General features: G+C 62.6%; 9 protein-coding genes. 5 read left to right on the top strand and 4 right to left on the bottom strand.

The genetic code is table 11. The features are described 5' to 3' along the window. Positions 1 to 42: 42 nt before the first annotated feature. Together Q8Z05_RS16480 and Q8Z05_RS16485 are read right to left on the bottom strand one after the other, a co-directional pair. Complete coding sequence (locus Q8Z05_RS16480) at positions 43 to 1,314, bottom strand: ABC transporter substrate-binding protein (protein WP_305940655.1); 1,272 nt, start codon at positions 1,312 to 1,314, stop codon at positions 43 to 45. 19 nt (positions 1,315 to 1,333) lie between these two features. Then, complete coding sequence (locus Q8Z05_RS16485; protein WP_305940656.1) at positions 1,334 to 2,260, bottom strand: family 43 glycosylhydrolase; 927 nt, start codon at positions 2,258 to 2,260, stop codon at positions 1,334 to 1,336. Positions 2,261 to 2,368: 108 nt separating this feature from the next. Between Q8Z05_RS16485 and Q8Z05_RS16490 the strand changes: the two genes are divergently transcribed. Beyond that, positions 2,369 to 3,379, top strand: a complete 1,011-nt coding sequence (locus Q8Z05_RS16490) for a LacI family DNA-binding transcriptional regulator (protein WP_305940657.1) — start codon at positions 2,369 to 2,371, stop codon at positions 3,377 to 3,379. 876 nt (positions 3,380 to 4,255) lie between these two features. Here the strand turns inward: Q8Z05_RS16490 and Q8Z05_RS16495 are convergent. Beyond that, positions 4,256 to 5,593, bottom strand: coding sequence for an MFS transporter (locus Q8Z05_RS16495; protein WP_305940658.1), 1,338 nt, complete (start codon positions 5,591 to 5,593; stop codon positions 4,256 to 4,258). A 98-nt stretch (positions 5,594 to 5,691) separates the two neighbouring features. Then, positions 5,692 to 7,206, bottom strand: a complete 1,515-nt coding sequence (locus Q8Z05_RS16500; RefSeq protein WP_305940659.1) for a xylulokinase — start codon at positions 7,204 to 7,206, stop codon at positions 5,692 to 5,694. A 144-nt stretch (positions 7,207 to 7,350) separates the two neighbouring features. On the opposite strand from Q8Z05_RS16500, the gene Q8Z05_RS16505 reads away from it, so the two are divergent. The 4 genes from Q8Z05_RS16505 (at position 7,351) to Q8Z05_RS16520 (ending at position 11,660) form a co-directional block, all read left to right on the top strand. Then, positions 7,351 to 8,193: a DeoR/GlpR family DNA-binding transcription regulator gene (locus Q8Z05_RS16505; protein ID WP_305940660.1), complete on the top strand. Its 843-nt coding sequence runs from the start codon at positions 7,351 to 7,353 to the stop codon at positions 8,191 to 8,193. Between the two features lie 4 nt (positions 8,194 to 8,197). After that, on the top strand, positions 8,198 to 9,256 hold the full coding sequence (locus Q8Z05_RS16510) for a zinc-dependent alcohol dehydrogenase (RefSeq protein ID WP_305940661.1): 1,059 nt from the start codon (positions 8,198 to 8,200) through the stop codon (positions 9,254 to 9,256). Beyond that, on the top strand, positions 9,253 to 9,912 hold the full coding sequence (locus tag Q8Z05_RS16515; protein WP_305940662.1) for a class II aldolase/adducin family protein: 660 nt from the start codon (positions 9,253 to 9,255) through the stop codon (positions 9,910 to 9,912). The genes Q8Z05_RS16510 and Q8Z05_RS16515 overlap by 4 nt, the downstream gene beginning before the upstream one ends. A gap of 191 nt (positions 9,913 to 10,103) precedes the next feature. After that, positions 10,104 to 11,660, top strand: a complete 1,557-nt coding sequence (locus tag Q8Z05_RS16520) for a sugar ABC transporter ATP-binding protein (protein ID WP_305940663.1) — start codon at positions 10,104 to 10,106, stop codon at positions 11,658 to 11,660. The last annotated feature ends 4 nt before the right edge of the window (positions 11,661 to 11,664 follow it).

Consider the following 11,664-nt stretch of genomic DNA (forward strand, 5'->3'; position numbering starts at 1 on the left):
AAGAGGGGCCGGCGGCGATGCTGCCGCCGGCCCTTCGGGGTGCTACTTGCCTTGGAGCGACGCCAGCTTCGCGTCAAGTGCGGATGCGACCTTTTCAGGAGTGGTCTGGCCCTGGATGAGCTGCTGGAGCAGGGAGACGGTCTCGCTGTTCAGGGCTGCGGAGTTGGTGGGCCAGGTGACCTGGGGGAGGTAGAAATTTCCATCGCGCACTGCCGGCACCATCGAGGACAGGGCAGGGTCGAGCTGCGGAGTGAAATCCTTTGTGGTGGTGATCGCAGCGTTCTGCTTCTGGTAGAGCTCGACGGCGGTCTTGCTCTGGAGGAACTCCACGAGCTTTTCGGCCGCGTCCGGGTTCTTGGCCTTGGCGTTGACCGCGTATCCGGGTGAGACGGCGCCCGCCCAGTACGTGCCGGAGTCACCGGGGACTGGCATGAACTCGAGCTTCATGTCCGGCGCGGCCTTCTGGATGCTGCCCAGTGCCCACGAGCCGGTGCTGATCATCGCCACAGAACCCCGCTGGAACTCGGAGGTGATCTGGTCCCCGGTCAGGCCCGCCACGGAAGGCGAGACGAGATCCTGCTTGAACAACTCGGACCAGTCCTTCAGCGGCTCGGTCCAGGTTTTGGCGAAGGAGGTCTTCCCGGCCCAGATATCGGCATCCATCGTGCCTCCGCTGGCCTGGTTCTGGAGCCCGACCAGGGCCGCCAGGCTCACCGGGATGGTGTCCGCCGGCTCGTAGAACGGCGTAATTCCGGCGTCCTTGAGTTTCTTGCACAGGGCCAGGAAGTCATCCCAGGTCTCCGGCGGATTCGTGAACCCCGCCTTGGCCAGGAGGTCCTTGTTGTAGAGGATGCCGCCGCCCCAGGAGGAGGTTGCCGCGCCGTACACCTTTCCATCCTTGGTGTAGGTGGCCTTGGCGGCATCAGCGATGTTGCCGATCCAGGGCTCACCGCTGAGGTCCTTGGCGAACCCGCCTTCCATGATTTCAGTCTTGTTCTCGGCGGTGATGATGAAAACGTCAGCCGCAGTCCCGCTGTTGATGCGGGTCTGGAGGGTGGAGATGTATCCCTGGACCGGGGTGCCGTAGGAGACCTTCAGGTCAACCGAGGGGTTCTGCTTCTTGAACTCGTCCAGGATCGGCTTCATGCTTGCCTCGTTGTCCCAGGAGTAGAAGCTGACCGTGTTGTCCGATCCGGAACCCCCGGAGGAACCGCACCCCGTCAATGCGGCCGCGGCTGCGACCACTGCGCCGAGGACGGTCAGGCGGAGGGAGGTTTTCCGACGGCGCTGCGGGCTGTTTGTGTGGTGAAACATGGCAGGTGCCTTTCTAGTGCTATTTTGATGCGTTTTCGGATTTAGTGCGATAGCCGGCCAGGTCCCTCACTATGGGTTCGCGGGAGGGAATAACCTTTTGGAGCAGGCCGTCGTCGGTGTGGACCAACGGATCGATTGCCAGTTCCCGGCGGTAGCCGGTCCCGCCGGGTATGGCAAAACGGTGGTAGGCGATAAGCCATTCGTCGGTGTGCGGGATCCTGACGATGGAGTGGTGCCCGGTAGCCCGGATGCCCCGCCGGGGATCCTTCTCCAGGAGCACCCCCCGGTCCGTCCATGGTCCGAACGGGCTTGTGGAGGTGGCATAGCGGACGCGGTAGTCCTCGTGCCGGGTGTCGTTTTCCGACCAGGAGAGGTAGTAAACGTCCGCCCGCCGGTGGAGGTTGACCGCCTCGCGGAAGCCGGGAGGGATCCAGGAGACCACTTGAGCAGGGTTGAAAGAGACCATGTCCTGGTTGAGGGGCACCGTGTGGGCCACGCTGTTGCCCCAGCAAAGGTAGGCGGCGCCGTCGTCGTCGATAAAAACGTTCGGATCGATGGCCCGGCCGGGGAAATCACCCTCCGCGATCAGCGGCTTTCCCAGATCCACAAACGGTCCGGTCGGGGACGAGGCCACGGCCACCCCGATGTTCTCCTGTTCCGCCGTGTAGTAGAGAAAGTAGCGGCCGTCCCGTTCAGCGACGGCGGGAGCCCACGCATGTGCCTCCGCCCACCGGGTGTGTTCAGGCAGCGAGAAAACGACGCCATGATCGGTCCACTCGATCAGGTCCTGGGAGGAAAAGGCCCGGAAGGACGTGGCCCCCCATTCATTGCTGCCGTCGGTAGTGGGGTACAGAAAGTACCTGCCGCCGAAGACGCACAGGTGCGGGTCCGCGTAATAGCCCTCAATAAGGGCCGGGACGGCAGGGTCCCCGTGGAAGTGGTCCAAAAGATTCTCCTCAAAGTATTTATCGATACAAGACGTGTGGATCGATACAAGGGTTTGACGTACGCTGATCGCTAGACGGGTCGGATTGCGGTGGGAAGAAGGAAGACGATGGCAACCATCCAGGATGTGGCTAAGGCGGCCGGCGTTTCGCCGATGACGGTTTCGAATGTCCTCAACGACCACCCCCATGTGAAGAGCAGCACCCGCGCCAAGGTGGTCAAGGCGATGGAAGAACTGGACTACCGGGTTAACCATGCCGCCAGGAACCTGCGCTCCGGCCGCACCTTCACTATTGGGCTGGCGGTGGCCGAATTCGACCGCCCCTATTGGGGGCAGTTCGCAGCCCGCGTCATTGAGGAAGCCGCCGCGCACAACCTCCGCGTCCTCGTCGAACAGACCGGCCGCAGCAAAGAAAACGAAGTCAACGCCCTGGCGCTGTCCCGCAACCGGATGTACGACGGACTGATCCTGAGCACTGTGGGCCTGAGCGCCAGCGATGCAAACATGCTGCGCGTTGACTTCCCGATCGTGATCCTCGGCGAACGAATTTTCTCCGGTCCCGTGGACCACGTTGCGATGGCCAATGTCGAGGGAGCGAAAGCAGCCACCGGGCATCTGATCGAGCGCGGCTGCCGTAGGATCGCCGCCGTCATGGGACCCATGGGGCCCGATCCGGACGCGTCCTCGCTCCGATACGCCGGCTATCAGCAAGCACTTGCCGTCGCAGGGATCAACCCCGACCCGGCACTGCACATCACCATCAATGAATTCACATTGAAGGGCGGACACGACGCCGTCACCCGACTCATCGACTCCGGCACCCAGTTCGACGGACTGTTCTGCGCCACCGACACCGTTGCCCTTGGTGCTCTCCGGGCCCTCCACGAAGCCAAACTCCGCGTCCCGGACGACGTCAAAGTCATCGGCTTCGACAACCTCATTGAGGGCCAATACAGCACCCCCACCCTGTCCACTGTTGACCCGGACAGCGCCGAAATGGCCCGGGCGGCAGTGAAGCTGCTCGTGCAGAGAATTGCCGGAGACTCGCCTAAAGAGGAGCCTACGGAATTCGTCAGCTCCGTCCGTATCATCGGCCGAGAGTCGACTGCTGCGCAGTAATGGTAGGGGGTCGGGACATGAATCCCGGAACATGCTTTGAGACTGTCGCATCCTTCACCTCCGTCCGCGCTGACGTAGCGTTTCCCTGAACTTGTATCGATACATATCGTGCGTGACCCGCGCCACTTCTGTCAAGGCTTGTAGATAAAGTTGATTCGCGGATCCGGACTCACAACCTGCCGCTCCGCAGCAGCGCACGGCGCAAGCTGCGCCTTACTGAGACCTCGGGAGGGGAAACCATCGCAGGCATCACCTCCTTTACAAGCGACTGACGACGCTGTCTGGCGTCCCCTCGGAGCCCTCCCGCGCAATCTTGAAGAGCCGATAACGGATCTTGGGTCAAGTATCTATCGGGTAATGCCAGGAAGCAGGAGCCATGTGAGGGTTCCCCGCACGCATTGCCCGTTAAGGTTTCTCGGAGGTCGCCTCGCCCTAGAGCAGCGTTGGACAGGGTGGCGGGGGAGCGCGGGCAACTTGTGGGCGCGCCGGTCTGGCGTCAGAATAGCGCGAAATTCGGCATTGTTGACGGTGGCTAATGATGTTCTCGGATCCCACCCTGGCAGTTGGAGGGGCAGGAAACCGGGCGGCGGTAGCCCGAGAACTTTCAAAATAGTCCGAATAATCGGGTCTTGATGAAAGCCGCTTAGGGAAGGGGCGGGCGATGTCACCTTCTGCGGTTCGTCAGGGTGTCTGAGAACCAGACCGGAGCTCCACCGACGGGCAAGTCTTCCCAGGTCAGCCGCCCCGACATCAGGTTGGAGTGTAGTTCCAGCTGACATGCGGCAAGTCTGGCGGCGATAGGTGAAAATTCAAAATGAGTAAACGCCCGGCTGGATGCTCCAGCCGGGCGTTTAAGTGGTCTTCATTTTTGGCTACCTAGCCACATGTTTTGAGGTGCCTCGTTCCGACGGTGTCGAGACGAGGTTCTTTTTCTTCGAGTTTGGTCTTGTTGCCCGTTCGGGTGCGTTCATCGGTTGGGCGGAAGGCCAGGGTGAGAAGTGCGGCAAGGCCGTAGCAGCCGGCGAAGAGCCAGACCATTCCTTCCTGCCCGAGTGAGTCGTAGAACAGTGCGACGAGCAGGGGACCAACGGCGACTGAGGCGCCCATTCCTATGTTGTAGGCGGACATGACGGCTCCGGGGTGGCCTGGTTCAAGTCCTGCTGTTAGTGCGGAGAGGGGCACGAAGCCTGCAAGTGCGATGCCGAAGGCGATGCCGGCGAGGACCGCGAGAGGGTAGGAGCCGGTCCACGCGGGGAGGTAATACAGTGCGAGCAGGCTGACGCCGCTGAATACTGCACCGAACCAGCGGACTGTGTTGCGCCAGCCGATCCGGTCTCCGAGCATTCCGAAAATGACGTTGAAGGGGATATTTGCGGCGTAGATGATCGTTGTGAGGAGCAGCCAGCCGCTGAGGCCGAAGTTGAACCGGTCGGCAAACAGGACCGGGAAGAACACGAACGAGCCGTACTGCGGGGCAGTGTTAAGCATCCTGATGATTGATGCGCACAACACCTTCGGACGCGTGGCCATGAGCTTCAGCCCGAGACTGAGCGTGCCGAAGGCCTTATCGCCGGGGCGGACCAATGGCCGGCTTCCGGTCTTCTCGCGGAGACCGAGCAGGGCGACAAGCGAACCTGCAACCACCAGGCCCAGGGAGAGCCAGAGGGTATTGAGCGGGCCGAGCACGGGGATTGATCCGTTTGCGATCAGTGCGCCGAGAGTGGGAAGGCCGGCTGTGAAGGAGACGTAAAACCAGCCAATGGCGGTGGCCAGGCGGGCGCGGTCGGCAACCGCTGCGATCCATACGAGGAAACCGAAGGCAAACAGCGGGTATCCCATTCCCCGGGCGGCGTAGGCGAGGAAGATGACAGTTTCGTTGTCCGCTGCCACGCCGAAGGCCAGGAAGATGACCTCAAAGACTACCCAGCCGGTGGCGCCGATCAGCATGACGCGTTTGGGGCCCCAGAGGTCCGAGAACGCGGCGGCGAGCCAGGATGAGACGGCGACGACCATTCCGTAGACGGTCACCAGGAGGCCCACCCGCTGCACGTCCATGCCGTTGTGGTCCTGGAGGAACGGGGTGAGGTAGTTCGATTCGACGCCGTCCCCGATCATGAACAGGAGGACGCCGACGTAGCCGAGGATCAGAGGTTTGGGGATGCCCAGGCGCTCCCAGAGAGGGTGCGCCGCTTTGACGGCAGTGGAAACAGACACGTTCTTTCCTTTGGAGTGAGGGCCGGCGGGCTTGCGGGGTGAAGGTTCTTGGGTGAGAACGCCGTGCTTTTGTGGCCTTGGGGGATTGCGTATTGCGGTCAGTGGGGGACCGCGTCCAGTGCCTTGTACACGGGGGCGAGGGTTTCGTAGAGGTGCTGGTAGACCTTCCACAGCTGCTCGTATTTTGCTTGGGCGGCTAGATCCGGACGTACGGTGTCACCTCGTCGGGACATGGCGGCTGCAGCTGTCGGCAGGTCGGCATGGATTCCCACGGCCACTGCAGCGAACATGGCCGCGCCCAGCGCTGTCGTCTCCGGAGCCTTGCACAGGATCAGGTCTCTGCCGAGGACGTCGGCGACAATCTGGGCCCAGATGGGGCTTCTGGAACCGCCTCCGGTGACGAGGAGTTCGGTCGGTTTGTCAGCTACCGCGCGGGAGAGTCCTTCCACCTGCAGTTTCACCTCGAAGGCGACGCCTTCGAGGATGGCCCGGTAAAAGTGCGCCTTGGTGTGGGTTCCGGTCCAGCCGATGACCGCTCCGCGGGCTGCGCTGTCCCAGTAAGGGGTTTGGGCGCCATGCCAGTAGGGAAGGGCGAGGAGCCCCTCGGCTCCCGGGCCGATTTCGGTGAGGGCGGCTTCCAGATCAGCGATCTGTTCAGATGCCGGTGTGCCGGTCCCGAAGGCGTCCAGAAACCAATTGATCAGGTACGTTCCCGATGACAGAAACGCTTCGAGGAGGTACCCGTTGCCGCTTGCGGCTACGACAGTCCTGTAGTCACGGTCCCAAACGTAGTCCTCGGAGATGGTGCCGCATACCTCTGCCGTACCCATGTTCAGGTAGACGCTTCCCGGTGCGATGACACCTGCTCCGACGGCGGCGCATTGGCCGTCTCCTGCGGCCGCAATGACCGGGAGCCCTGCGGGCAGACCAAGTTCAGCGGCGACCTCATCGCTAACCAGACCAATGGCAGCGCCGGGGTCGACGATTCGGGGCAGCTTGTCGATCGGCACGCCCACTGTGGCACACAACTCCCGGGACCAGATGCCCAGCACCATGTCCATCATTCCGGTGCAGTCGGCACTTGCCCGGCTGGAGGCCCACTGACCGGTCAGGCGCAGGTTCAGGTACGCGGAAACATCGCCGATCCTGTCTGCAGAGTCCAGTGTCACCGGTTCGTGGCGGCGCAGCCAGGCAAGCTTGTAAAAGCTCGGGGTGGTGTCGGTCGGCCGGCCGGAAATCGCGTGTACCCGGTCGTTACCCAGATCCCGGACCTCGTTCTTTGCCCGGGAGTCCATCCACACCATGGCCGGCCGGATCGGCTCTTCACCGTTCAGGCAGACGAAGGTCTCACGCTGGCAGGTAATAGCCAGCGCGCGGATCCTCGTAGAGCCCAGGAGAGCAGTCACAGCCTTAATGGCCTGTTCCGTAGCCTGCCACCATTCTTCGGCGGATTGCTCGTATTCGCCAGGTGCCGGGTTACTGAGTGTGAGGTTGCCACGTCCTGTGGCGATGGTGTTGCCTTGCGCATCAACTGCGACGGCCTTGCTGGCTGTTGTGGAGCAGTCAATCGCGATGACCACCTCGTGCTGTTCAGCGGTGGTTGGGGGGAGCATGGTGAAGCCTCGCCTTCGAATGCATGTCGCTCTCGCAAAAGTAGTGACCTACATCATCACTCCAACAAACTTAACAAGTCAAGTGTTGTGTTTGTTATGTTTTTGAGGTTAGCTTGTTTCAACGAAATTCGACGAGGAGTTGAGATGGGACCTGATATTCCAAGCCGGCGCCGCGAACAGATAGCCCTGTACGTGAAGGAGGTCGGTGCGGTACGCAACGAAGAGCTGGCCGAACGATTTGGCGTCAGTCTGATGACCATTCACCGCGACCTGGACGCCCTGTCCAACGAGGGGTGGCTGGAGAAGACACGGGGCGGCGCCCGTGCCGGTGGCCTGCGTCTTCACGAGCGCAACGTGGCCCTGCGATACCGCCAAAACACCGCACAAAAACGGGCCATTGCCAGGGGCGTAATGTCCTTCCTGCGTCCGGGGATGACGATCGCGATGGAAGACTCCACGACGACAGCTGCTCTGCTGCCGTATTTCGGCAGCCTCCACCCGATGACCCTCATCACGAACTTCCTGCCCGCCATCAACGCAGCAGCCGCTGACCCCGACATCGATCTCGTGTCCCTGGGCGGGCAGTATGACCGGAATCTGGACTCGTTCGACGGCCCGGCGGTCATAGACCAGCTCGCCCTTCTGAACGCCGATGTGTCCATCCTCTCGGCCGCCTCGGTGCACAAGGGATGGCTGCTGCACCCCTCGCCGGACACGGCCCGGCGCAAGAAAATGCTTTCCGAAATCGGCGAGATGCGGATCCTCATGATCGATTCATCGAAGTTCGACCAGCGTGCGTCATACCGCGTCGGATCCATCGACGATTTCGACGTCGTCGTCACCGACAGCGGCATCTCGGAAGCACACCTGGAAGAACTTCGGCAGCTTTCCCCGGAAATCAACGTCGTCGACGTCCTCCCCGAGGACATCACCGCCCCACCTTTGCTGGGGCTTCCCAACACCTATCCCGTCAGCCAGGAGAACTAACACCATGAACACCATGCGCGCGGCAATCTTCCGCGGCCCAGGGCAGCTCGCGATCGAGGAGATCGAACGCCCAACACCCGGGCCCGGCGAAATCTCGGTCAACGTCCACGCCGCAGCCACCTGTGGAACAGACCTCAAGTCCTACCGCCGGGGCCACCCCAAGCTCTTCCCGGTCCTCCCGGCCCGATTCGGCCATGAGTTCGCCGGCGTTGTGGAAGCCGTGGGCACCGGCGTCGAAGGCTTCGAAGTCGGCCAGCGCGTCGTCGCCGCCAACACAGCACCGTGCGGGCGCTGCTGGGCGTGCACCAAGCAGCGCCCCAGCCTGTGTGAAAACCTCGAGTTCCTCAACGGTGCCTTCGCTGAGCAGGTTGTCATTCCCGCGGCAATCGTGGCACGGAACACCTTCCACCTCCCCGACTCGGTAAGCTTCGCTTCCGCGGCCCCCCTGGAGCCCCTCGCCACCGTCGTCCACGGCATGGCCGAAACCGGAATGCAGCTCGGAGACACGATCGTCGTCAACGGCTGCGGGCCCATCGGGCTCATGTTCATCAAGCTTTCCCGCCTGCGGGGAGCAAACGTGATCGCCACCGACCGTTCCGCCGTGCGCCTGCAACAGGCCAAGGAAGCCGGAGCCGGCCAGGTCCTGGACCTCACAGATCTCGCCACCACCGCTGACCGTTCTGCTGCCGTCCGCGAACTCACCGACGGCAAACGAGGAGTCGACGTCGCCATCGAGGCCGTCGGGCTCCCCGAAGTCTGGGAGCAGACCGTCGAATGCCTGCGCCCCGGCGGCACAGCCGTCCTGTTCGGCGGACCCAAAGCAGGCTCCCGCTTCTCCGTGGACGCCGTGGCAATGCACTACAGCGAGTACACACTCAAAGGCGTATTCCACCACACACCTGAATACACAAAGGTTGCCCTTGACCTCCTCAGCTCCGGAGACCTTGACGGTGAAACGCTCATCTCCGAGACGCGCCCGCTCGAAGCCCTCGTCGAGAGCCTCGAAGACATGGCCCAGGGTAAAGGTGCCAAGTACCTTCTCGACCCGGCGCTGACAGCATGAGCAACGTAATGCTGGCCGATGAGCGCCAATCCGTAGTAGACCTTGCCCAACGCATGGTTCGTGACCGGCTCGTGGTCGGAACGTCGGGGAACATCTCCCGCCGGGTCGGGGACCACGTCCTGCTCACGCCCAGCGGAACCGATTACGACACAATGACCGCAAAGGACATTGTCGTGGTGACTTTGGACGGCGAGAGGGTCGACGGGCTCCTCAACCCAACTGTTGAAATGCCCCTGCACCTGATGTGCTACGCACGTCACGACGCGCAGGCGGTCGTGCACACCCACTCCACCGCGGCGACGGCCCTTTCACTGCTGCAGGACGAGGTCCCGCCGGTGCATTATCAGCTGGCGATGTTCGGAGGGTCCGTTGCGGTTGCCCCGTACGCGACCTACGGCACCGAGGCCCTGGTGAACAATGTGTCCAACGCATTGAGCGAAAGCACGGGTGCCGTCATGAAGCACCACGGGACCATCTGCATCGGGGAGAACCTCCAGAAGGCGTACGACCGTGCCCGCCAGCTCGAATGGTTGTGCGATGTCTGGCTGAGGGCCCGGAGCGTTGGGGAGCCGGCGCTCCTCCCGGCAGATGAGATGGAGCGGGTCACGGCCGGCTTCCTCAGTTACGGGAAGCAACCCACCGGCACCCAGGCCTAGCCCAAGAACTCCCGCTGGGGCAGGCCGGAAGGGCATGCCGGAAGGGCATGCCCCAGCGGAGAGCACGCTTTACGAGCACCCTCTCCCTTCAATGAGTGGGCCCATCCGGGCCGCTCCATCCGGACCACGCCGGAAATCACTGTGAAATGGATCAGCTCCGGGCGATGGTGCTTGGGGCGGAAAGAACCAAGATGACCAGCCCAACGACGAGTCACAGGTCAGATGAAGCCCCCGAGGCAGGCCTGAGCAGCCCCGTAACCCTTGAGTGCCTCAACATCAAGAAGTCCTTCGGCGGAGTACCCGTGCTGAAGGACGTGTCTCTGCAGCTCTTTCCCGGAACCATCACCGCACTTGCCGGCGAAAACGGTGCCGGCAAGTCAACGCTGATGAAGATCGCATCGGGACAGTACCGCCCTGACGCCGGAAGAGTCCTCGTCCAGGGACAGGACCTTCCCGCAGGCAACGCCCAGGCCTCCCATAGGCTGGGCGTGAGCATCGTTCCCCAGGAGCTGGCATCCGTCATGGATCTCAGCGTTTACGAAAACATTTTCATCGGTCGTGAGATCAGGGGTCCGTTCGGTCTCCAGCGCAAGAAGATGATCGACGAGGCCCGAAAGAACCTGGAAGTGTTCGGTCTGGACATTGATCCGGCCACCATGATGGGCAGCCTGCCGGTCGGCATCCGCCAGATCGTCGAGATCATCAAGGCCACCAACACCGGCGCCAGGGCCATCCTGCTGGACGAACCCTCCAGCGCCATCGCTGAACGCGAAGTCGAACGACTGATCTCTGTGATGCGACACCTGCGCGACCGCGGGGTGGCGCTGCTCTTCACCACCCACAAAATGGAGGAAATCCGCGCGGTCGCCGACCGGGTAATCGTCCTCCGGGACGGCGGCCTGGTCCTGGACAAGCCCTTGGCCGGGCTCAGTGACGACGACATCGTCACGGCCATGATCGGCCGTGAACTCGAAGACCTGTTTCCCGAACGCAACACCCCGGCTGAGGAAACCGTGCTTGAGGTGGACGGCCTGTACGTGGCCGGAGCAGGAGGGCCTGTGTCGGTTTCAGTCCGGCGCGGCGAGATCGTCGGCCTGGCCGGGCTCGTTGGAGCAGGACGGACCGAACTGCTCGAAACCATCTTCGGCATGCGCCGCAGCATGGGTGGGGAGGTCCGGGTCCTGGGCAAATCCGTCAAGAAGCACTCCCCGTCGGCTGCGATTGATGCGAGGATCGCCATCGTTCCCGAAGACCGGAAGGGGTCCGGGGCGATCCTGTCGATGGACGTCCTGGACAACGGAAGCCTGCCTCGGCTTTCCCACTACTCCACAGCGGGGTTCTTAAAGCAGGGCGCCCGCCGCGCGGCAGTACAAAAGGCAACCGACTCTGTGCGGCTGCGCAGCCGAGGCCTGGGCCAGCCGATGGAAACCCTCTCCGGCGGCAATCAACAAAAAGTCGTGCTGGCACGCTGGCTCACCGGCCCTGTCGACGTCCTGCTTATGGATGAGCCCACCAGAGGAGTCGATGTCGGAGCCCGCAGTGAGATCTATCGCATTATCGTGGAGCTCGCCTCCCAGGGCATGGCCGTTCTCATGGCCTCCAGCGACATGCCCGAAGTGCTCAGCCTGTCCCACCGCGCCCTCGTCATGCGGGGCGGGGAAGTAGCCGGCGAACTCAGCCGAGAAGACCTTGACCGATCCGACGTGCAGGAAAAGATTTTCCGGCTCGCCAGCGGCCTGACCCAGTAAATCC

Source organism: Arthrobacter oryzae (genome assembly GCF_030718995.1).
GTDB classification, from domain to species: domain Bacteria; phylum Actinomycetota; class Actinomycetes; order Actinomycetales; family Micrococcaceae; genus Arthrobacter; species Arthrobacter oryzae_C.

What these genes read in the sequence shown, in the direction of transcription:
- Q8Z05_RS16505 (WP_305940660.1), top strand. Translation starts at nt 7,351, where the DNA reads ATGGGACCTGATATTCCAAGCCGGCGCCGCGAACAGATAGCCCTGTAC.
- Q8Z05_RS16480 (WP_305940655.1), bottom strand. Translation starts at nt 1,314, where the DNA reads ATGTTTCACCACACAAACAGCCCGCAGCGCCGTCGGAAAACCTCCCTC.
- Q8Z05_RS16500 (WP_305940659.1), bottom strand. Translation starts at nt 7,206, where the DNA reads ATGCTCCCCCCAACCACCGCTGAACAGCACGAGGTGGTCATCGCGATT.
- Q8Z05_RS16515 (WP_305940662.1), top strand. Translation starts at nt 9,253, where the DNA reads ATGAGCAACGTAATGCTGGCCGATGAGCGCCAATCCGTAGTAGACCTT.
- Q8Z05_RS16510 (WP_305940661.1), top strand. Translation starts at nt 8,198, where the DNA reads ATGAACACCATGCGCGCGGCAATCTTCCGCGGCCCAGGGCAGCTCGCG.
- Q8Z05_RS16490 (WP_305940657.1), top strand. Translation starts at nt 2,369, where the DNA reads ATGGCAACCATCCAGGATGTGGCTAAGGCGGCCGGCGTTTCGCCGATG.
- Q8Z05_RS16520 (WP_305940663.1), top strand. Translation starts at nt 10,104, where the DNA reads ATGACCAGCCCAACGACGAGTCACAGGTCAGATGAAGCCCCCGAGGCA.